Source organism: Rhodobacteraceae bacterium S2214 (genome assembly GCA_025141675.1).
Lineage (GTDB): Bacteria > Pseudomonadota > Alphaproteobacteria > Rhodobacterales > Rhodobacteraceae > Yoonia.
Genome location: CP081162.1, coordinates 19,326 through 42,251 on the forward strand (window position 1 = coordinate 19,326; position 22,926 = coordinate 42,251).

General features: G+C 54.6%; 12 protein-coding genes. 6 read left to right on the forward strand and 6 right to left on the reverse strand.

Annotated features, from left to right (window positions below):
• Positions 1-192: 192 nt before the first annotated feature.
• Together K3729_17885 and K3729_17890 are read left to right on the forward strand one after the other, a co-directional pair.
• Complete coding sequence (locus K3729_17885) at positions 193-1,668, forward strand: lipopolysaccharide biosynthesis protein (protein ID UWR01191.1); 1,476 nt, start codon at positions 193-195, stop codon at positions 1,666-1,668.
• A gap of 128 nt (positions 1,669-1,796) precedes the next feature.
• Positions 1,797-7,805: a family 16 glycosylhydrolase gene (locus K3729_17890; GenBank protein ID UWR01192.1), complete on the forward strand. Its 6,009-nt coding sequence runs from the start codon at positions 1,797-1,799 to the stop codon at positions 7,803-7,805.
• On the opposite strand, the gene K3729_17895 is transcribed toward K3729_17890, so the two are convergent.
• The 4 genes from K3729_17895 to K3729_17910 form a co-directional block, all read right to left on the reverse strand.
• On the reverse strand, positions 7,802-8,722 hold the full coding sequence (locus tag K3729_17895; GenBank protein UWR01193.1) for a sulfotransferase: 921 nt from the start codon (positions 8,720-8,722) through the stop codon (positions 7,802-7,804). The two genes, K3729_17890 and K3729_17895, sit on opposite strands and share 4 nt — an antisense overlap.
• A gap of 78 nt (positions 8,723-8,800) precedes the next feature.
• Positions 8,801-9,946 (reverse strand): glycosyltransferase family 1 protein, encoded by a 1,146-nt coding sequence (locus K3729_17900; protein UWR01194.1) that lies wholly within the window; start codon positions 9,944-9,946, stop codon positions 8,801-8,803.
• Positions 9,947-9,949: 3 nt separating this feature from the next.
• Positions 9,950-10,912, reverse strand: coding sequence for a glycosyltransferase (locus K3729_17905; protein UWR01195.1), 963 nt, complete (start codon positions 10,910-10,912; stop codon positions 9,950-9,952).
• Positions 10,905-11,726 (reverse strand): family 16 glycosylhydrolase, encoded by an 822-nt coding sequence (locus tag K3729_17910; protein ID UWR01196.1) that lies wholly within the window; start codon positions 11,724-11,726, stop codon positions 10,905-10,907. The genes K3729_17905 and K3729_17910 overlap by 8 nt, the downstream gene beginning before the upstream one ends.
• 62 nt (positions 11,727-11,788) lie before the next feature.
• On the opposite strand from K3729_17910, the gene K3729_17915 reads away from it, so the two are divergent.
• From K3729_17915 to K3729_17930, 4 genes are all read left to right on the forward strand, one after another.
• Positions 11,789-12,733 (forward strand): glycosyltransferase, encoded by a 945-nt coding sequence (locus tag K3729_17915; GenBank protein UWR01197.1) that lies wholly within the window; start codon positions 11,789-11,791, stop codon positions 12,731-12,733.
• Positions 12,734-13,275: 542 nt separating this feature from the next.
• On the forward strand, positions 13,276-17,277 hold the full coding sequence (locus K3729_17920; protein UWR01198.1) for a type I secretion C-terminal target domain-containing protein: 4,002 nt from the start codon (positions 13,276-13,278) through the stop codon (positions 17,275-17,277).
• A gap of 164 nt (positions 17,278-17,441) precedes the next feature.
• Complete coding sequence (locus K3729_17925; GenBank protein ID UWR01215.1) at positions 17,442-18,470, forward strand: glycosyltransferase family 2 protein; 1,029 nt, start codon at positions 17,442-17,444, stop codon at positions 18,468-18,470.
• Positions 18,467-19,375 carry a glycosyltransferase gene (locus K3729_17930; protein ID UWR01216.1) on the forward strand — a complete coding sequence of 303 codons (909 nt, stop codon included), beginning with the start codon at positions 18,467-18,469 and terminating at the stop codon, positions 19,373-19,375. Before K3729_17925 ends, K3729_17930 begins: the two co-directional genes overlap by 4 nt.
• Here the strand turns inward: K3729_17930 and K3729_17935 are convergent.
• Positions 19,372-21,687 carry a polysaccharide biosynthesis tyrosine autokinase gene (locus tag K3729_17935; GenBank protein ID UWR01199.1) on the reverse strand — a complete coding sequence of 772 codons (2,316 nt, stop codon included), beginning with the start codon at positions 21,685-21,687 and terminating at the stop codon, positions 19,372-19,374. The two genes, K3729_17930 and K3729_17935, sit on opposite strands and share 4 nt — an antisense overlap.
• 226 nt (positions 21,688-21,913) lie before the next feature.
• Positions 21,914-22,906, reverse strand: coding sequence for a glycosyltransferase (locus K3729_17940; GenBank protein UWR01217.1), 993 nt, complete (start codon positions 22,904-22,906; stop codon positions 21,914-21,916).
• Positions 22,907-22,926 lie beyond the last annotated feature (20 nt).

Sequence of the window (22,926 nt, forward strand, 5' to 3'; positions counted from 1 at the left end):
CCATTGCGCAGTTTAGGCATGTCGGCGATGCTAGATGGATAGCCTGAGCGGAGAAAAGAATGCAGAATATCGATGCAGGGTTAGCGCCAATCTGTGCAGATCAAGCAGCGGATTTAGGCCTGCATGGTCCGTCTAAAGCCCATTGTTTTGACTTTGTAATTTTGCGCCTGCATCAGTTTAGGACATGTTAATTTGAAGCGAAAATCAGCTTCACGGCCTACATTCTTTGCGAACGTCAGCGCCATGGCGGGTGGTCGGGTTTTGTCGATTGTCGCCCAAATCCTGATTCTGCCGATTATTGCGCGCTATCTTACGACATCCGAATTTGGCGCTGTGGCGCTGGCTATGGGCATAGTCGTTCTGGCCCAATTACTAAGCGACGGGGGCCTAGGTAAATCCTTGGTACGGCGACCCGATTATGTCGCGGAAGAATGGGATAGCGTGTTTTGGCTGCTGGCTGGAATCGGTACTTTGTTGAGTGCGGTTCTACTCATGACCGCACCGCTGTGGGAGGCATTGTTTGCGATGCCCGGTCTGACCGAGTTGATACGGGTCCTTTCTATTATTCCCATGATCCAATCGCTTTCGGCTGTCTTCAATGCGGCACTAGAGCGCGACGATCGCTTCGTGTTGTTGGGTGGCTTACGTATCGTTTCCGTCATACTCAGCCTTGGTGCTGCAATTGGGCTTGCGACGAACGGTTTCGGGGCGTGGAGCCTTGTCATGCAGCAAATCGTGCTCTTCACAACACTTGCCATCGGCGCAGTGATCGCAAGCCCATTTCGTCCACGGTTACGGCTCAGACCCAAGTGGTTCAGGGGGCATCTGCGGTTTGCGCGCGATACGGTCGGAACTTCGCTCGTGTTTACACTGCAGCGACAGGCGCCAATCATGATGCTTGGTTTTGTATTGGGAGCAGGGCCGCTTGGGCTTTATTCGATGGCACTGCGGTTGCTGCGATTGCCCGAACTCGGTCTGGCCGGACCGGCTTCACAGGTCGTGTTTGTGCGGATGGCGCGGCGAACCTCCGACCCTGCAGGCATTGGTGCCCTCTACCTCGCGGCACTCCGCCTGCTTGCTTTAGTTATTGTACCGGGCATGTTCTGTCTCGCTGGGTTTGCGCCCGAATTGATTCCGCTCTTGCTGACCGATCGGTGGGGGAACGTTGCGCTTATTTTCGCGCTGGCAGCACCAGCTTTTGCGATCGAATCGACGACATCGATGGCAGGTATGGCCTTTCTGGCAGCGGGGCAGACGACGCTGAGATTGCGGATGGCAACCGAACGCGCAATCCTGCAGATCGCGACGATCGCAATTGCGGTGCCATTCGGCATTAATGCTGTGGCGTTTGCGCTATCACTCTTCGCAATAATCTATACGCCACGGTTATGGTGGTACGCCGGACGAATAGCCCCGTTTTCGCGAAAAAAAGCATTAGGTGCAATTGCTTGGCCGGTTCTATCAGGTATTTTCATTTGGCTGATATCAGCAATGCTCGTTTCTTCGCTTGAAAACCAAACTGCCGTATTTTTGTTTGTTCTCGCTATTGGAATGGCGGCAATTGGTTGGGTGCTTGCTGCACTGCCCCAATTAAGCGAATTGCGAGGTGCAATCGCATTATTTCGCAAAGACGAAGGCACCGTCTCACAAGTTAAAGATTCAACCTGAAATTGTTAGCCGTCTATACGGATCCGTAAAACTTGCCGTATTGCGAAACTAAAAGTATCATGTGAGTCTAATTTTTTCGATTTCTTTAAGACTAATTTATTTTTGTAAACGCCTTTAGGAGGTAAGTTGTGTTCATAGACACTCTAGATTCGCTGGATTCCAATTTTTGGTCTGTTTCCGACTTTTCTGTCGATGCCAGCTGGAACCACACTGCATGGAATGCCGATTACTTACAGCTGTCCCAAGGTGAAGTGAGCCTGAATTTCGACGGAGCCGATTCCGGTACAAAAGATTTTACCGGAGCCGAGTTGCAATCGCAGCAATTCTTTGGCTACGGCTCTTATGAAATTGTCATGGCACCATCGGATACCTCCGGCGTCGTGTCGTCTTTTTTTCTATATAACAATACGTTCTTCGGCGGATCACAGCACAACGAAATCGACATTGAATTCTTGGGTGATGACACGACGCAAATTCACCTCAACTATTACTACGATGATCAACGGCTCGGCGCGACACAGACTGTTGTCGTCGACCTAGGGTTTGATGCGGCGGCGGAACTCCACGCATATCGCATTGATTGGATGCCCGACGGCATCTCTTGGTACGTCGATGATGCGCTGATTTTCAATGTTGCGGCGGCGACTGCGCCTGTCCCAATTCCAGACGAAGGCATGAAAATGTTCATGAACATCTGGAGCGGCGGTGCCGATTTGGAAAATTGGCACGGGCCTGTTGCACCAGACGCCACCGGCACGGCACGCTACGATTCCGTCAGCTATACGCCTGTTTTGGCCCCGGTTGAGGGCACTGAAGGAAAAGATCGACTGAAAGCCGTTCCGTTTATGCCTACGATCATGCACGGCTATGGCGGTGACGATGGATTGCAGGGCGGAGACACCGACGACTTCGTCTATGGCGGTACGGGCCGCGACTGGATCATGGGGCATGGCGGAAATGACGTGCTGGACGGTGGTGAGGGCCAAGATGTTCTTGGTGGTGGTACAGGTGCGGATGTTTTTCAGTGGGACGTCGCTTCGCTTGGGGATTGGCGGGACCGCATCGATGATTTTACCCCATCTGAAGGCGATGTGATTGATATCTCTGCGATTTCCGCAGCTTACGGCTGGGATGCTGCGGCCGCAGAAGCTGCGATTACGGTTTTGGTCAGCTCGCGCGGGACCAAAATCAATATTGAAGTGCCTGACATGGGATTGCTCCCGCTTGTAGAACTACGCGATGTTACGCCGGCTGAGATTTCGGTTGCGGCGGGGACGTTGCGGTTGGTGGCGGGGCCTCCTCCGGGATCTGCGGATGACGACGGGAACATGGCGCTGGCTTTGGGTGCTGGTATGACCGATGCCACAATCGCGCCGGGCGAAGAGACCGCCGTGACGCTTGATCTGACCGGTCTGGATGCAGATGCCACCGCCACGGTGACGATCCTTGACGGGGCGGGCGGGTCTGTTTCAGCCCCGCTGGCCGCAGACGGCACAGCCACGCTCGACGTCAGCGCATTGGTCGACGGCACAGCCACAACCCGCGTCACCGCAACAGACGCAGAAGGCAACACAACAACACTCAACGGGCCTGCTTTGCTGCTTGATTTTGCACCGGATACATCTGCGGATGAAGACGGCAATCTTGGGATCACGGCACCCGATCTGGCGATTGATGCCACCGAAGTTGCAGCTGTGACGCTGACAGCCACAGGTCTGGACGCTGATGCAACGGCTGTGATCACGGTCACCGATGGCGTGACGAGCGTGGTGTCGGGCGTGCTGACCCCCGGTGCTGCGTCAACCGTGTTGAACCTGTCGGGCCTGACCGACGGGCCACTGACCACGTCCATCACTGCCACAGATACCAGTAGCAACGTGACGCCAGCCATTGCTGGTCCGACGTTGACGCTCGACACCGTTTCCGATCCCGTGCCGCAAAACGCGATCACCGGCACGGCCGGTGATGACTGGTTGAACGGCACCTCGGGCGACGACCTGATCTTGGGCGGCGACGGACGTGACCGGCTGCGCGGCGAAGGCGGCAATGACACGATTGAAGGCGGCGCAGGCAAGGACAACCTTGGCGGCGGCACAGGCGCAGACATCTTCGCCTACGCACCAGACGCGCTGATCGGCGGGCGGGACCGTATCGAAGATTTCAGTCCCGGCGAGGGCGATGTCATCGACCTGTCCGCAATTTCCGCAGCTTATGGCTGGGACGCGGCCGCCGCAGAGGCTGCGGTTTCGGTGATCGACAGCTATCTAGGTGTGATCATTGCGGTGAATGTACCCGGCACCGGTGAAGTCGGCGTGGCCGAACTACGTGATGTTACGCCGGCTGAGATTTCGGTTGCGGCGGGGACGTTGCGGTTGGTGGCGGGGCCTCCTCCGGGATCTGCGGATGACGATGGGAACATGGCGCTGGCTTTGGGTGCTGGTATGACCGATGCCACAATCGCGCCGGGCGAAGAGACCGCCGTGACGCTTGATCTGACCGGTCTGGATGCTGACGCCACCGCAACGGTGACGATCCTTGACGGGGCGGGCGGGTCTGTTTCAGCCCCGCTGGCCGCAGACGGCACAGCCACGCTCGACGTCAGTGCACTGGCCGACGGCACAGCCACAACCCGCGTCACCGCAACAGACGCAGAAGGCAACACAACAACACTCAACGGGCCTGCTTTGCTGCTTGATTTTGCACCGGATACATCTGCGGATGAAGACGGCAATCTTGGGATCACGGCACCCGATCTGGCGATTGATGCCACCGAAGTTGCAGCTGTGACGCTGACAGCCACAGGTCTGGACGCTGATGCAACGGCTGTGATCACGGTCACCGATGGCGTGACGAGCGTGGTGTCGGGCGTGCTGACCCCCGGTGCTGCGTCAACCGTGCTGGACCTGTCGGGCCTGACCGACGGGCCACTGACCACGTCCATCACTGCCACAGATACCAGTAGCAACGTGACGCCAGCCATTGCTGGTCCGACGTTGACGCTCGACACCGTTTCCGACCCCGTGCCGCAAAACGCGATCACCGGCACGGCCGGCGATGACTGGTTGAACGGCACCTCGGGCGACGACCTGATCTTGGGCGGCGACGGACGTGACCGGCTGCGCGGCGAAGGCGGCAATGACACGATTGAAGGCGGCGCAGGCAAGGACAACCTTGGCGGCGGCACAGGCGCAGACATCTTCGCCTACGCACCAGACGCGCTGATCGGCGGGCGGGACCGTATCGAAGATTTCAGTCCCGGCGAGGGCGATGTCATCGACCTGTCCGCAATTTCCGCAGCTTATGGCTGGGACGCGGCCGCCGCAGAGGCTGCGGTTTCGGTGATCGACAGCTATCTAGGTGTGATCATTGCGGTGAATGTACCCGGCACCGGTGAAGTCGGCGTGGCCGAACTACGTGATGTTACGCCGGCTGAGATTTCGGTTGCGGCGGGGACGTTGCGGTTGGTGGCGGGGCCTCCTCCGGGATCTGCGGATGACGATGGGAACATGGCGCTGGCTTTGGGTGCTGGTATGACCGATGCCACAATCGCGCCGGGCGAAGAGACCGCCGTGACGCTTGATCTGACCGGTCTGGATGCTGACGCCACCGCAACGGTGACGATCCTTGACGGGGCGGGCGGGTCTGTTTCAGCCCCGCTGGCCGCAGACGGCACAGCCACGCTCGACGTCAGTGCACTGGCCGACGGCACAGCCACAACCCGCGTCACCGCAACAGACGCAGAAGGCAACACAACAACACTCAACGGGCCTGCTTTGCTGCTTGATTTTGCACCGGATACATCTGCGGATGAAGACGGCAATCTTGGGATCACGGCACCCGATCTGGCGATTGATGCCACCGAAGTTGCAGCTGTGACGCTGACAGCCACAGGTCTGGACGCTGATGCAACGGCTGTGATCACGGTCACCGATGGCGTGACGAGCGTGGTGTCGGGCGTGCTGACCCCCGGTGCTGCGTCAACCGTGCTGGACCTGTCGGGCCTGACCGACGGGCCACTGACCACGTCCATCACTGCCACAGATACCAGTAGCAACGTGACGCCAGCCATTGCTGGTCCGACGTTGACGCTCGACACCGTTTCCGACCCCGTGCCGCAAAACGCGATCACCGGCACGGCCGGCGATGACTGGTTGAACGGCACCTCGGGCGACGACCTGATCTTGGGCGGCGACGGACGTGACCGGCTGCGCGGCGAAGGCGGCAATGACACGATTGAAGGCGGCGCAGGCAAGGACAACCTTGGCGGCGGCACAGGCGCAGACATCTTCGCCTACGCACCAGACGCGCTGATCGGCGGGCGGGACCGTATCGAAGATTTCAGTCCCGGCGAGGGCGATGTCATCGACCTGTCCGCAATTTCCGCAGCTTATGGCTGGGACGCCGCCGCTGCAGAGGCTGCGGTTTCGGTGATCGACAGCTATCTAGGTGTGATCATCGCGGTGAATGTACCCGGCACCGGTGAAGTCGGCGTGGCCGAACTACGTGATGTTACGCCGGCTGAGATTTCGGTTGCGGCGGGGACGTTGCGGTTGGTGGCGGGGCCTCCTCCGGGATCTGCGGATGACGACGGGAACATGGCGCTGGCTTTGGGTGCTGGTATGACCGATGCCACAATCGCGCCGGGCGAAGAGACCGCCGTGACGCTTGATCTGACCGGTCTGGATGCTGACGCCACCGCAACGGTGACGATCCTTGACGGGGCGGGCGGGTCTGTTTCAGCCCCGCTGGCCGCAGACGGCACAGCCACGCTCGACGTCAGCGCATTGGTCGACGGCACAGCCACAACCCGCGTCACCGCAACAGACGCAGAAGGCAACACAACAACACTCAACGGACCTGAATTATTCATATCAATCGCTGGATCGGACGATCAGATTTTCGCGGTCATGACTGAGGGCTTGCTGATCGATCTGGAAGCTGGCCAATATGCGTTGGCCCCGAAGGTCCTCCCAATCGGCGATTCAATTACACAAGGTGTTGTGGATGGAACCGAAGTGGCCGCAATCCGCGACGGGTATCGTGGCGATTTGTTAGATTCGATTATCGCTGCGGGCGGCTGGGTCGATTATGTCGGTGTTTTCAACAACGGCCCTGACACTATGCTAGATCGCGATCACAGTGGTGAACCGTCTGTCGCGTTGCGTCAGATCGTTGGCAGCGGGAAGGATTCGGACCTGTCAGATAATCTTGCAGCGCTTGCGCCTGATCTAACGCTTTTGATGGCGGGTACGAATGATATCGAATTCCGCTCTGGAAACTTCTTTCCAATACATCTGCCTAACATTGTTAACAATATCGACAAAGCCGTTACGCAGTTTTACCAGCAGCCCGCTTCAGCGGAGAAGTATCTAGTGATATCGACGATTGCGCCAAAACTGACCCATGATGTGCCAATGGAATATGCACATTTTGTCAACGAAGGTTATAGTATCGTCGATGGTGAAGAGGTGGTCGGCGATGTTGGTAATGGCACCTATGTGAGTGGTCTGCGTGCAAAGGTTGAAGATCTTCAAGCGACTCACGCGACGCTTCTTCTTTTCGACAATCCTCATGCCCAGGTCCCGTCTACACCTGCTGAAGGCACTGATCATTTGTCGGTCGACGATGTTCATTATTCGGACGCCGCATACACAGAATATGCAAGCGATCTCTTTGCCTTTGTTGAAGCTGAAACCGGATTATTTAGCGGCACAGGCCTTGACTGGCAGGGGACACCATCGGGATTGGCAGATGTGATCGGCGGGCGCGCGGGCGATCGGATTTCAGGAACATCAGGTGATAATATCATCGACGGTGCCGCCGGATCAGACTTGATCGAGGGTCGTGGAGGTGCGGACACGTTTGTGTTCAATATCGATACTGTCGAGGCAGGCGTAACTGACCGAATCCTCGATTTTTCCGCGCTTGAGGGCGACAAGTTGGATGTCAGTGGGATTTCGCAGCACTTTGGTTGGACAACCGAAAGTACAGCTGAGCTCGGTTTCAATCTCAACGGGATCGATAGCGGTGTCGAATTGCGTCTGACCGATCCGGACGGTGTTGATTTCGTTCTGGCGCATCTGCAAGGTCTGGCGCTTTCCGATGTTTCGGAAGCAACGGACATCCTGTTCGTCTAGGTATCGTCGTTCTTGTAATTTAAGGCGCGCATCATTTGCCAAAAATCCTTCGGTAAGGCGGATAAGTCCGCCTGCCCAAGTTGATCGCGCCATCGACCAGCGGATGCGGCGGAGATTGGTTTGCGCACTTTTTCGTGGTGGCGTCGTTGTTCGACATCACCCATAGGACCGGGCAGGGCTGTGAGCATATCGGGGGTAAATGCGAGATCAGCCCATGCAAAGATTTCAGCGAATTCTTTTTCTGGGCGAGACACAAGGTTTTCATAAGTCTGCTGCCGGACGTCGAGACCGCGCATAGCAAATGCCATGCAAGCTGCATTTGCATTTGTCCATCGGTCAGCAGCCGTCGCCAAGCTGGGATACAGGTCCGCCTCAACATATGACAGTGCCACATCGCGTCCGTCGCGGACCAGCCAAAGAAATTTGGCGTTGGGATAAAGCGCAGCAATCGCTGGCAAGTGATGCGTGTTATAGGGTGTCTTATCGCCCCAGCGGTCAGTTGATATGCCCTGTGCGTTGCCAAGGAAGCGATAGAAGGCATTGATCAGATTGCGAAGATTTCGGTCGTTTCTTGGCAGTGCAGCCGCTTGTGCTGCGAATTTATTGAGATTGACGAGGTTAAAAGTCGAAAATTCCGGGTGTTTTTCGAAATAGGCGCAAAATAACCAAACACGTTCGCGCCATGGTAGCACCGCCGTGCGCGGCCAGATTTCGATGACTTCGCCCAATACATATGTCTCGGGTGGAATATAAATTGCACCGGAAGCCATCAGCACACGACGCACGAGCGTATTTCCCGACCGACCAGATCCAATAATAAAAATTGGCGGGGTGGCATTCGATAGTGGGCGCTGCAGACGCAGCGTAGCAAGACTGGCGGCGATCATCAGACGTTTGCGACGGCTTTTCATCTGCATGGCACGTTCCGTTCGTAGATTTGGTAGATCGCATTTGGAGCGTCGATGTGTGAAGCAAACCTAACCATAGCCGTCATGTTAAGCACCGCGCCAATCTCGGCGGTAGAGGCCTGCAAGTTTGCGCAAAACACGCGAAACAGAGGTGTCTGCACCGCGACGCGATACTGTGCCGGGATCCTTCGCTAAACGATCAAGACGCGGTCCAATACTATCAAGACTATAACGCGCGCGCATTTCATCCGCCGCCGTTTTCGCACGTTGGCGGGCCTGCACTGGGTTTGCGCGCAATTGTGCTAGAACTTTTGCGACATCACTAGGTTCGCAGTAATCGAAAACGTCGCCAAAGTTTGTACGCAGTCGTGGATCGAGCAAGCAATAGCGACCGGTCAGCGCAGCTTCGGCGACGGTTCTCCCGAACGCCTCAACCAAATCCGGGTGATAGTGATAAATGAAGACATCGAGACTATGCAGAAATGCAAGAGGGGTTTCTGCCCCAAAGGCTAGGATGTCCCATTGTGACAGGTCGGCGTTCAGGTTTTCCAGATCGGATTGCGGACAGCCCAATACCCGCACTTCGATGTCAGGGCTGACGGGTAACGCCGCCATGATCTCTTTGCCAGATTTCGGCCATTTCAGCGCGTCAACTCGCCCGTGGCGCCCGATTGTTATCGAGGTGTCTGTTAGGATTTCTGGCCCGATCGGCCACGCATCGGTGTCAAAAACGTTTGGCCAATCCTCACTCGTCAGCCGCACCATTGGCGCAAATGACTGCAATTGCCGCCGCACAGCACCAGATACGGGCGCGATACGTGCGTTAAGGCCAAGACGGGTCTTTATCTTGCGCAAGGTCGCGATCGGATCATATTCCAATGATCCGTCTGCCCGAAATGGCGCGTGGTGCGCGACAAGCATAGCGCAATCCGATGTGAGCGGCGATTGTTCTTCAATCCCGCGGAAAAACACCAATGGATGGTGTAGAAAAGCGATGTCTGCATGCGCGGGCGTTCCCGGGGAAAGCAAGGTGACGCCCGGCAAATCAGCCAGCGCCAGCGCGTCAGGATTGGCCGGATCGCGGCTATCATGCAAATAAGCAGATCTTACAAACAGCAGCCCGACCTTAAGTCCAAGGGCCGAAAATCCAGCCACGTCGGTTGCCATTGCGGCCGTCGTGCCGCCCTGAAACCTTGCATCGCCTACGACGAGGATATCAAACCGTTTCGCCATACCCTAGCCGCCCCGCAGGCGGCGGCCAAACCGTCGCATGCTTTCAGCGCCCAGTTTGCGCGAGAGGGACAACGCGACCGGAACAGGCGCACGAAAACAATTGATCGCTTCCAGCGGTTGCCGTTCGCGAACCGCGTCAATCAGACGTCGCCAGACCCATTTTTTATGATGCTCCAACTTATGATCAAACAAAGCACGGCGCGTCTCTTCGGTCAGATTTGGCAAGGCGAGCATTCGGTCATCGGCGGCCATCAGATCCGCATGCACAAATGTCGGATGGGTGCCTGACAGTGAATCGTCGTGGATAAAGGCGATATAGCCGCAGGGATCACACAACCCAAATCGGGCACCACATATCAATGCGCGCGCATAAAGGTCATAGTCTTCCCCCAACCGGAGAGGGCCGTACCGTAACTTGTGCCGATCCAAAAAGCTGCGCCGCATTATGGGTTTCAGAAATCCCATCTCGCGACGTTCCCCGCGCCCGCTGGCGAGATTGGAGCGGATAAAGCGCGCGGCATCGATGTGGCGTAGTCCAATCGTTGTATCCGACCAGACCCGCGTGCGATGAATAGCGTCCTGACCAGGATAGCATTTTTCAATGTCGTCGGCCAAGAAATCTAGGTTTTCGTCTGTTGCCCGCTTCACGAGTTTCGCGATCCGGTCCACGGCCATGATGTCATCCGCGTCCAGCACCGAAACCCAAGGCGCTGTGCTGTTGGAAAGGGCAAGGTTACGCGCCTCCGCCGGACCTGTGTTCACAGCTTGCCGCAGCAAGCGCAGGTTAGGTACGTTATCAGCAGCCGCCTGAACCAACTGCGCAGTTGAATCTTTGGACGCATCGTCAACGACGACGACCTCTACCGCTGCCGTTTGATCAAGCGCACTGGCAACGGCGGCATTTATGGTTTTTTCGGCGTTGAACGCAGAAATAATGATGGTCGCAACGAAATTTTGCTCATTCAATTGAAAAAGTATCCGAACACTGCGGTGTCTTCACACCTGTGGGTTGGTAAGAAACACAGTAATATTGTGCCTCAGCTTGCGTATCGGCTGGGGCTTCACCGGACCAATTACGTTGGCTCGGACCGCCAGCCCAAATATTCATATAAATCTTGCCCGCATGATGTGGGGCAGGTGGGTTCTGGGAATTGACGCGAAAAACCTCCTTACCATCGACAAACCACACGATGCGGTCGGCAGTCCAATCAAAAGCGTAAAGATGTGCGGCATCTGCAGCGTCAAACCCAAGCTCTAGCCATTTCCCAGGGAGTTTCTTGCCGTCCGAAAAAGCCAGAACCCACATCCGTGTCGTATCGCGGCCGAGAAATTCGATGTCGATCTCGTCGTGGGGATCATCGAAATGAGGGCCAGTATAGGTAAAAAACGACGATATCACGCCGTGTGCAGGCGACGGTCGCATGACGACTTCGTAGCGGCCAAAACCGTGGACATCATTGCTTTGTACTTCAGCCCCCAAAAAGGACTTCTGCGTGCTGTCATCAGTGACAGGTGCGAGGCGTAGCGTAAGTCTGTCTTGTGCGAAAACAGCGTTTTCCGCACGCCATGCTGTACCAATCCAGTTGCGTTGGATCTCAAAATCCGAGCGATACCAATCGTCGTCCTGGTAGGGCGAGGGCACAGTGCTATTGGCGTCTATGGTCTGCAAATCACCGGAGCGCCAATATAATGCACTAGCATCCGCGACTTCTGTCGTATCGGCATGAAGGCTTTCAACGCTACCGCAGCAAACAAGCAGAAGACTTACCATGAACTTCATGTCACCCATCCCGGTGTACACTGACGTTTACACGTCCACGAAGACAAGTGTAGGACTGAAACATGATTCAAGCAACTGTCATCATTGCGGCATGGAACAGTGAAGATAGCCTTTGTGCGAGTGTCGAAAGCGCTTTAGCACAAACAGAAGTGTCACTTGAGGTCATCGTGGTTGATGACTGTTCGACCGACAAAACCCTCATTGTTGCGCGGGACTTGGCCATTGCCCATCCGCAAGTGCGCGTGCTGTCACAACAGCGCAATGGCGGACCGGCAGTGGCGCGCAATGCCGCTCTTGCAGAGGCGAAAGGTGAATGGGTCGCAGTTTTGGATGCCGACGATACTTTCGTTTCCGGCAGGCTTGCCGCGATGATCGCTTTTGCCGACAGTGTTGACGCCGATATTGTCTGTGACGGGATAATGACCTGCGATGCGGCGAATGATTTCCACCAAACTGCAACGCTGGCCTTTGCAGGGGATCCGCAAAACGACAATTGGACCGTTGCTGAATATATCGCGGGTAACATGCACGGCACGCCCGGCTTAAGCTTGGGATACCTCAAGCCGGTGATACGCCGTTCGTTCATCACGAAGCATAGGTTGCGCTACGACGAAAATCTTCGCAATGGCGAAGACTTTCATTTTATCCTTGATGCATTGACGAATGGCGCGGCGATACGTTTTCGCGCCGAACCCGGGTACGTCTATTCCGTCGGACACGAGTCTATCTCACGCCGACTGAATGCGGATCATGCCACGGCGCTGGCCCGCGCCGATTTGGCGTTCGCTGCGCGACATGCTGAAGACCTTGACCCTCATTGCATAGCGATGATGCAAAAGCGGGCGCAAAGTACCCTAGACCTTTCAAGTGCGGAACAGGCGCTCGCGGCCTTACGTGATCGTCGTCCTTTGAGGGCAGCAAGAGTGGTTTGGCGACGGCCGCGTGCAACTGGAAGGTTTCTTCGGCAACTTGCACAAGCCGTGACGAATCGTTTGCGTCGCCGATGAAAGACACATTTCAGGGTCGTTTCTCACTGCAAATCGCTCTGTAAGATTCATCGAAAATACTTAAAACCGCCCATTCGCCCATAAGCTGACTTTACGTCAGAAGCACAACTTTGCCTAAAAATGAGCATGAACACGCCTCACTTCCTCTCAATTTAGGCAGCAATTCTCTCACTATTAGCTCAACCGCAGGCAACCTGTTCCAAGGCGTTGTCTAACTTTTACCGCTGGGTTAGCCAGCCCCTGGCCTGAAAGAGGTCCGAGAGAAGCAGTAAGACCGATTTAATCATTTTGCTCTAATCGACGTGGCGATTGCCGTGTCGTGAATTCATCAAGTGGCATTGATGGCCTGTCGCGGGCGTCAGTCAATGCTGCAGAGCTGTTTGTAGTACGCGTTCCTAAACAGTGAAAATCGCCGATCCGGGCGCCGGAAACATTTCGACAGCAAACACAGGTTTGCAAGTTTTTGCCGCGCCACCGGACACTATGAATTTGCTAGCTCCGCGCGAGAAAAACCGCGGTAGCTCGATAGGAGAAACGAAACGATGGAAATGAACCATGAAGCGGACGCGATGCATGAAATGCACGCGATGCAGGCAAACGGCTTGCTCGCGCCGGAAAATGCAACGCACACCGCCATTAGCTCAGGTGACTGGACAGACCCAGCGACCTGGAGCGGCGGCCGCGTACCGGGTGCAGAAGCCCGCGTTTACATTCCCGCCGACTTAGAAGTCATTTACAACGCACGTTCGGACGATCCGCTAGATACGATACGTGTGGACGGTACGTTGTCTTGGACAAAGACGCAAGATACTAAAATGGTTGTAGAAACCATCGTTACGGGGCACGGATCTCGCTTCGAAATTGGGACCGAAGACAGCCCTGTCATGCCGGGTGTCGATGCTGTCGTCATTTTCCGCGATACGCCGATTGATGTGGCATCTGATCCGGGCCAGCTTGGCCACGGGCTTGTGGCTTTCGGTGAGGTAGACATCTACGGCGCCAGTAAGGAAAGCTATCTGACGATGGATGGTGTTTCCGCTGGATCAACGTCTGTCACGGTGACCGGTGACACAACGAACTGGAACGTCGGCGACACGCTGCTGTTCGTTGGGACGTCTTACGAAGGTATCAACAACTGGACCGACAAAGTTCTTCAAACCCAAGACGAAGAGCGTGTCATCACCGCGATCAACGGCAACACGATCACGTTCGATAGCCCGCTTTCCCATGATCATATGCCACCTGATGGCTACGCTGATCTCGACACTTATGTCGCAAACTTGTCCCGTAATATTGTGTTCGCGTCCGAGAACCCTGAGGGCGTTCGCGGCCATATGATGATGCACAACGGGGACACGGACGGGCCGGATGATGTCGCGAACATTGTCGCATATGCGGAATTCCGTGACATGGGGCGTACCGATTTCTCCATCGATAACGATGATAGTAACCCATTGGGCCGTTATTCAATCCACTTGCACCAGATAGGTGCGGGTGCAGGAGAACCCGTCTCTGAGATCATTGGCAATTCGGTCAACGGCGGTAAGGGTTGGGGCATCACCCAGCATGAATCAAACGCGATCATCGACAGCAACGTCGTTTATGATCTTTTTGGCGCGGGCATTGTGTCTGAAACCGGGAATGAACAGGGCATCTGGGCCAACAATCTTGTATCGAAGGTCGTAGGTCACAACGAACGCGGCAAGGACAACCAGGATGGCCTAGGTTACGAGAACAATTCTCGCGTTATCGAACAATACGATAACATCGCCGCGAACGTAAAAGTCGGGTGGAGTTTCATCGGTCGCGAAATTTTTGATGTTGGTACCAGTTCGGGCGATGGCATGCATCGCAAGATGTTCGAACGGGATGAAGTCCAATTTGACCCGTCTCCTTTTGATGTTGCTCTCGACCACCAAGAACCAGCGATCACAAGCTTTTCGGGCAACACTGTCCTTGCTGCTGAAACCGGTATCCGCATTTATCACCGCGCTTTTTCCCACGATAGTGACCTGCAAAGCGTCATTGACGATTTCACTGCTTGGGAAATGTCTGGCACCGCGTTCGATATGATGAATTACACGTCGAATTACCTGCTAAAGGATTCACTGCTTATTGGGGCTGATGGCGCCAAGACTGCATTCGTGACAGGCGTGAAAACGTCGGCGGGCATTATGAATAACGTCGAAGTGGCCAACTATAGCACTGTCTACGGTGTGCAAGGTCTGGCCCATGAAGGCATGATGATTGATGTCACTACCAAAAATGTCGACAAGCTTATCTCGACGAGCCATCTAACGGATATCGGTGACCAATATACCAAGCCGATTATCGTCGATAGCAGTGATATCACGCCAATCGATCATGTGACTTTCACCCCGTATTCAAGCGCCGATCTGACGGTCACACCAGACGATTTAAGCCTGAGCATTCATGGTACAACGCGCGATAGCCTTGGCACACGTGTCTTCAACGAATACTTTGAATTGCCCTATTATCGGCAGATTTCGGGTATCGATGCCGAACTCGACGGTGGCAACAAGACCTATCATTCAGAATTCACGTTGGAAGAATTCCTAGATTTGCACGGCGCGGTCCAACGCGCCGATGGCACTTGGTATTCACCAGTGGTTAACTGGATCACTGACCGTCTGACAGCAGAACATCATCCCGTTGTCATCGAAATCGAACTGCGCGGTTTCGACACAAGCCTGATGGAAAAGTACAATCTTCACAACTTCGTTCCGCCGGAAATCGGCAATCCTGATTATGATATCGGGTTTGGAAGGACGGATGAACATTCAGATGCTGATCACGGCGGTCACGATACTTCTGATCCAACGGATCCCGTACACGACCCTGTGGATCCAACCAACGATCCAACGGAGCCCGCGAATGATCCTGTTGATGACCCGGTCGAGGAAGAGCCCGCTGTCGATAACGATCCTGAAGAAGAACCTACGACAGGCAATGATCCTGTAGTCGAACCGCCTGTCGAAGACCCCGCGGACACAATTAGCGAACCGGTCAACGATGTCCCAACCACGGATCCTACGCCCGACAATCCGATCATCGGTGACAAAGATGACGACTGGATGATTGGGACCCCGGAAGACGATTACATCTATGGCGATGATGGCCGTGACCGACTGCGTGGTGAAGACGGTGATGACGTGCTCGATGGTGGTGCAGGTAAAGACAATATCGGCGGCGGGTCCGGCGCGGATGTTTTTGTTTGGGGAATGGACAGTCTGGGGACCGGTCGCGACCGCATCGAAGATTTCTCGCCTGAAGACGGTGATGTCATCGATCTTACTAAAATAGTAGCAGCGCTAGGCTGGGACGAAGCAACTTTGTCGAAAGTACTGAAAGTTACAGTCAGTTTCCTTGGCACTACGATTTCGCTCAAGATTTTCGATGAGTTTGTGGCGATTGCCGAACTGCGGGACATAACACCTGATCAGATTTCTGTTTCTGCCGGCACCCTGCGACTGTTCGAAGAAGGACCCACTGGAGTGGATGACGGTTTGGAGGAGCCGGTCACGCCTATCGACGACACCCCAACAGAAATCGACACCCCTGATCCAGTCGTTGCTGAACCCGAACCCGTTGTTGTTGACGTTGCACCGACACCAGAGCCGGAAAACACGATTATGGGGTCATCCAAAGCTGATTGGATGACTGGCACTGCCGGAAATGACTTGATGATCGGAGGCGATGGTAATGATCGCCTTCGCGGTGAGGACGGCAACGACATCCTTAAAGGTGGTGCAGGTTCAGACAATCTTGGCGGTGGATTAGGCGCAGATATCTTTGCTTGGGGACCAGACGACATTACTGACAAACGTGACCGGATCGAAGATTTTTCTCCTGAAGAGGGTGACGTCATTGATTTCACAGAGATTTCCAAAGCTTACGGCTGGACCGCCGCAGAGGCGGAAGCAGCTGTATCGGTCGCGGATAGTTATCTTGGCGTTATTGTCTCGATTACAATTCCTGGCAAAGGCACCGAGTCTGTTGCTGAACTGCGGAACATGACGCCCGAACAAATCTCGGTCGCAGCGGGTACGTTACGACTTGTGGCCGACGAAACTTCGTCAAACAGCATCGTTGGGACTAACCAAGCGGAAATACTCAACGGAACTCAGGCTAACGATATCGTGTTTGCTCGTGCAGGTAATGATGTTGTGAATACCGGTGATGGCGATGACGTTATCGTCGGTGGTTTGGGTGCGGACGAACTATCGGGTGGCGATGGTGCGGATACGTTCCTGTTCATGTCAGAAGATGTCGGCAATGGCCGCGATGACATTCAGGATTTTTCCGTAAACGAGGGTGATAAGCTGGACTTTTCAGATGTGTTGCTGGGTATCAGTGCAGAGATGGTGGACGATTTCCTGCAATTGAATACGAGCGGCACGTCTTCTGTACTGTCGATTGATACCGACGGCGGGAAAGACAGCTTCATCGAAGTCGCAGAATTGCGCGATACTGATGGGCTGACATTGACCGATCTTATCGAGGCTGATGCTCTAATTTTCTAAACTACTTCCTTGTGATTGCGCCGGTCTCTTTCCAGAGATCGGCGTTTTTCCTTTTTATATGCACTAACGCTTTTTGATTTGCTGGATTGCCCGCAATGCGGCATGCTTAAGGTGTTATGAGCACCCTTGATTTCAACGCCCAAACAGCCCCTAACAACCGGTCTATGACCCATAGTAACCGGGGTTCAGGAGCGACTGATACTTGTGTTCCCGCCGAAAAAGTTCTGGTGGCGATCCCTGCCCTTAACGAAGCGTCCCACATTCGCGAATGCCTTGAATCATTGCTTTCTGATCCTTGGATCGCTGGCACCCGTGTCGTCGTAGCAGATGGCGGCAGCACGGACGATACGTGTGCCATTGTGACCGCAATGATTGCGGATCATGCAGCGCTATCTATTATCCAAAATCCCGCCCGTTTACAGGCAGCAGCTATTAACAAGGTTGTGCGGGAATGTTCAGATCAAAACACCGAATTCGTCATTCGTTGTGATGCCCACGCGATCTATCCGCAGCGCTATGTGGCGCGGGTGGCGCAAGCCCTGAGCGATTTACCTGAGGCGGCATCGATCGTCACACCAATGGATGCTGTGGGAACAGGTTGCTTTCAACGCGCAGCTGCATGGGTCGCCGACACGCCACTTGGATCGGGTGGGTCCGCTCATCGGGGCGGACAACGCAGCGGTTGGGTTGATCATGGTCATCATGCCGGTTTCCGCGTCGACTGGTTCCGGCGGATCGGCGGTTACGATGAAAGCTTCAGTCATAACGAAGACGCGGAATTTGATCGTCGACTGACGAAGGCCGGAGGTCGGATCAGATTGGATGCCGACATTCGGCTCGACTATAGTATGCGGCCGACGCTGCTTACACTCACCAAGCAATACTGGTTTTACGGTCGTGGCCGCGCACGTACTGTCACCAAACATCGCATGCGGCCACGAATTCGCCAGTTTATTCCTGCAGTGAACTTTGCCGTTTTGGCGCTTTCGCTTATTGCGACGCCTGTCTTTCCGCTGTTGTTGTTCTTTCCAGCAGCTTACCTTGTTTTACTCGTCGCCGTTTCAGCGATCGCCACGGTGCGCCTGAGAACGCTTTGCGGGCTTTGGGCCGGCGCTGCTCTTGGTGCGATGCACAATGCCTGGGGTGCTGGATTCTTGTGGCAAATGATCTTAGGCAATCGCGTGCAACGATGAACACATTGGTGAATATCCTCCTTTGCACTTTCCGCCGACCAGAGGTCGTGCGCACACTTGAATCTTTAGCGACTATGGATTTGGCAGCCGACGTCTTGGTTCGCGTCGTAATTGCAGACAATGACGACACCCCAAGTGCGCGGGATGTCGTGGCGGCTGTCACCGACGATCTGCCGTGGCCTGTTCACTACCTTCATGCGCCGGCCCGCAATATTTCGATTGCGCGCAACGCTTGTCTTGATGCTGTTGATGCGGGCGCGGATTTTATTTGCTTTTTGGACGATGATGAATGGGTCGTACCCGATTGGTTGACGCAGCTTTTAGCGACGGCCAATCACACAGAAGCAGATGCCGTTTTTGGGCCAGTCATCGCATCCTACGACGACACCGCGCCAAGCTGGATCAAAGCGGGTGACTACCATTCTAGTTATCCAGTGCGACGGAACGGGCAGGTCGAAACAGGCATTAGCGGAAATGTGCTTTTGCGATGGGGTGCTGACGTACCGTGGAAGAACGAACGATTTGATCTCGCGCGGGGACGCTCTGGCGGTGAAGACACCGAATTCTTCTTTCGTCTGCGCCGTGCCGGCGCACATTTTGAAATCTGCGATGCCGCCCGCGCGTGGGAAAGCGTCCCTGATGCAAGGCTCAGCCTAACGTGGCTTGCACGCCGACGCTATCGTATGGGGCAAAGCTACGCAGCTTCTGCCACAACTAACGTTGCTCGGGCGAAGCTCGCGCTTTCCGCATGTTTAAAGGCAGGATATTGCGGAATAATGACCGTTTTTAACGCGCCTATTCGCGCGCGACGTTTCCGCTGGTTGTTGCGCGGTATGCTGCACGTTGGAGTGTGTGCAGGCTGCTTGTCGCTGCGCCAAAGCGAACATTATGGCGGATCGCCTTAGTAAACGGCGTAATCACCAGCCGCATAGTTTTGCGGTTCACTGCGCCCAACCATCGTCATCACAGCGCAAGTTGGCGTAATGTCGGCGACACGCAACTGTCGCAAACAATCCTCCAAAGCATCAGCCGAACTTTTCTTCCAGCGAACGGCAAGGACGATTTCGTCGGCCTTGCGCAAAATGGGTAGTGCATCAGACACGGACAGCATTGGTGGAGTGTCGAACACAATGATGTCGAATTCAGCTTCGAGACGGTTGATCAATGCTGACATTCGATTTGACAAAAGCACACTACCAGGATCGCCGGACCCTTGTTGCGCTGGCAGAATGTAGGCACCGGTCAATTCATCCTTTCGCAGGATACTGCGCAAAGGTGCGGTGCTTTGATCGTTTAACAGATCATCGAGGTTAGGCTGATCAGGAGCATTCAATACACGCGCTATCGAACTGCGCCGCAGGTCGGTTTCCACAACCACAACGCTTTTACCCGCCTGCACCGCAGCATGGGCAAGAAGCAAACTTGTTGTTGTTTTGCCTTCATTGGACAGCGCTGACATGACAGCAATCTTCATGCCCGATGACTTACGCCCGATGATCAACATATTGCGTAGTGTCCGTACGGATTCCGTTAGCGCAGCGTTCCGCGGCTGACCGATCGCTTTTAACGGGTCAACGCGACCAAGGAATCCGCGTGCGACAGGTATTGTTGCAAAGATCGGGATCCCTTTCAAAAGACGTCGCAATTTCACCAATCCGTCAACAGAACGATCAAGGAATGCTCGTAAAAAGGCAAGCCCGAGACCGGCACAAAGACCTGCGATCAGACCCAATGCGACGCTCACCTTCTTGCGTGGCGCAGCTGGATTGCGCGGCGGTTCTGCGTAATTGACGACCCGCGCGTCGGCGGCCTGCAAAGCAACCGTCTCCGTACTTTGGCTGTATGTCGTCAAAAATGTTTCGTAGACAAGACGGTTAGCATCGCGTTCGCGTTCCAGTTCGGAAAGCGCAATCTGTTCGCGTTCCCATTCCAAATACGTTTCTTTCAGGTCTTTGAACTGCTGACGAACGGATGCTTCACGCGCGGCAGCTACGGCGACCTCGTTCTCTTTCTCCGCCAGAATGCGCAGAACTTCATTTTCAATGGCTTGGTCGATGGCCGTAACTTGCTGTCCAATATCTTCAATCCGACCGCCAGAACTACCGAACCTGTCTCGCAGTTGTGCTGCACGCAACTCTAGTTCGGCCCGTTCTTGCTGCAAGCGGCGAATTAGGTCGGAATCGAGTACCCCAGCAGCAGCGGCGAAACCTTGTTGTTCTATCAGAGTGCTAATCTGTCCACGTTCCGCTTCCAATTCTGACCGTTGTGCAGTCGCGTTTACCAGACGACGCGACAATTCACCAAGCTGCTGTTCCATCCAGCCAGTCCCGCCGCTGTCGCCATCAAGGCTTTGACTACGGAACGCGATCACATTGCGTTCAGACGCTTCAAGTCGGCTGCGCATATCCAGAATACGTTCATCGAGCCCGTCGGTCAGACGTTTGATAGACGCCAACTTATCCTCAAGCTGGAAGGCAATGTATTGATCAGCGACTGTATTGGCGACTGCGGCTGCAACGATCGGATCAGGTGATGTAAAACGAATATCAAGCACCGAAGAGCTGCCTTGCTGACGCACAACCAGTCGCCTTGCCAGCGTATCGACAAAAACGGCTTGATCACCACGCACAGTCCGTTCGGCTGACGCGGCAAGCCGCAAATTGGCCGCCGCGCTATCGTCGTCCGTCGAAGTCGCGTCAGTATCTTGTGGTTGGGCAGGGTCCGGATCGCTGTCTTCCGCACTGAGAACGGATTTGACCATCGACTTAATCGCGGACGTCGCATTTTCAATCAATGACGGTTCTTGGGGCGTCGGTAGTAAGGCGGGGTTGAATTCTGGCAGGTCTTCTAACGACAATGCCTCTGACACGCGTGACAGAAAACGGCCCGAGGTCATGATCGAGATTTCACCGTAAATCTCGTTATTGTCGCGCTCGAGTTGTTGAAACAACGAACCCAATGCATTGTCAGCCTGATTTTCTTGACCCAATAGGATCTGCGCAGTCGCAACGTAGGTCGGCGTGATCCGCAATACGTTGTAGGTCGCGACTGCACCACCAATGACCGTGCATAGCGCAATGACCCAAACGTTACGCCAAAGTATGCGTGCTATTTCGCCTAAGTTGAGGGTAAAAGAAGCGTCATCGGCGACATCGCGATGGTCATTGTTACGGCCGAGGGCCGTCCGTCGAAGTCCATCATCCGCCACGTTGTTCATCCGAAACCTGTGTCTTCACAATGTCCGCAAATCCCGAAGAAAATAATATAATGGGAAACGCGGAACTTACATAAATAAATCAAAAAACTATGATCGTCATACTATCTAAACAAGCATCGTGCGACAATTCTATCCTTTCAGGTTAACAGGCGCATCGCATTGTCTCAAGCGATGCGTTTTAAACACGCGAAAAAGTGTACTCTCGATTCGTTTTGTGGTGCGTTGATCACGAGTCATTTGGACCACGCCGGATCAATGCCTTTACTGCGTATTGTTTTTGTTTCCGACTTTTGGCAAAAACAATAATCTCTCCGACTAGCCCCAGCGCAATAATCTGAATTCCCAAAACGACCATCAGGACTGCAAAAATCAACCCCGGCCTATCGGCAAGAGACATCATGCCAAATATGCGGCCGATGAGATAGACCAGCGTAATCATGAATCCGACCAGCAGGATCGGCATTCCGATCGCACCAAAAAACCGCAGCGGGCGCCGCAAGAATTTGAGAACAACATACAACATTAGTGCATCGAAAAGCGCACGCACATGTGCAAAGGGTTTAAACACAAACTTCGCAGTTCCCGGCGCGTCGCTATCAGCCTGAGGCAAAGTAAGTTCTGTGACCGAATAGCCAAGTTCACTCGCGATGGCAGGTAGAAAGTGCTGGCGAACGCCAAAACCACAGATTTCTTCAAGAACCTCGCGGCGAACAATGCGCGTGCGACAGAAAATATCAGATACCGAATTTCCGAAGTATTTTGAGAATATCCACTGTAAAACCCGGTTACGGTGCGACGCCTGCCGCCCTTCGCGTGCTGCCACTACCATATCTTTGTCGCGTACAGCTTCAATCAAAGCCGGAAGCGACGCCGGATCAAGTTCAGGCCAACCAGCCACGGTCAGCACATATTCACCGCGACAGCGGTTCACTGCTCTTAGCAGGGCCGCGTCTTCATCGTTCCACGCGCGCTGACCGATTATGGCCAGTTCGTCCCAGCTATCGGTCAAGTTATCCAGCGACCTGCGCAGGGCATCATCGGTATCATTGATGACGCAAATGACTTCATACGTCATGTTAAGTGCGTCTAGCATCGAACGATAAGAACTCACCGTACCGGGTAAATCAGGCGCGCCGTCAACTGCGATGACAACTGATAAATCGAGTGTCGAATCCAACTCGGGCGTTTGCGGTATTTCCGCGTTAAAAGCATTATTCATAATTAGATAACCTCCATTTG

What these genes read in the sequence shown, in the direction of transcription:
- K3729_17895 (UWR01193.1), bottom strand. Translation starts at nt 8,722, where the DNA reads ATGCAGATGAAAAGCCGTCGCAAACGTCTGATGATCGCCGCCAGTCTT.
- K3729_17900 (UWR01194.1), bottom strand. Translation starts at nt 9,946, where the DNA reads ATGGCGAAACGGTTTGATATCCTCGTCGTAGGCGATGCAAGGTTTCAG.
- K3729_17910 (UWR01196.1), bottom strand. Translation starts at nt 11,726, where the DNA reads ATGAAGTTCATGGTAAGTCTTCTGCTTGTTTGCTGCGGTAGCGTTGAA.
- K3729_17915 (UWR01197.1), top strand. Translation starts at nt 11,789, where the DNA reads ATGATTCAAGCAACTGTCATCATTGCGGCATGGAACAGTGAAGATAGC.
- K3729_17920 (UWR01198.1), top strand. Translation starts at nt 13,276, where the DNA reads ATGGAAATGAACCATGAAGCGGACGCGATGCATGAAATGCACGCGATG.
- K3729_17925 (UWR01215.1), top strand. Translation starts at nt 17,442, where the DNA reads ATGACCCATAGTAACCGGGGTTCAGGAGCGACTGATACTTGTGTTCCC.
- K3729_17930 (UWR01216.1), top strand. Translation starts at nt 18,467, where the DNA reads ATGAACACATTGGTGAATATCCTCCTTTGCACTTTCCGCCGACCAGAG.
- K3729_17935 (UWR01199.1), bottom strand. Translation starts at nt 21,687, where the DNA reads ATGAACAACGTGGCGGATGATGGACTTCGACGGACGGCCCTCGGCCGT.
- K3729_17940 (UWR01217.1), bottom strand. Translation starts at nt 22,906, where the DNA reads ATGAATAATGCTTTTAACGCGGAAATACCGCAAACGCCCGAGTTGGAT.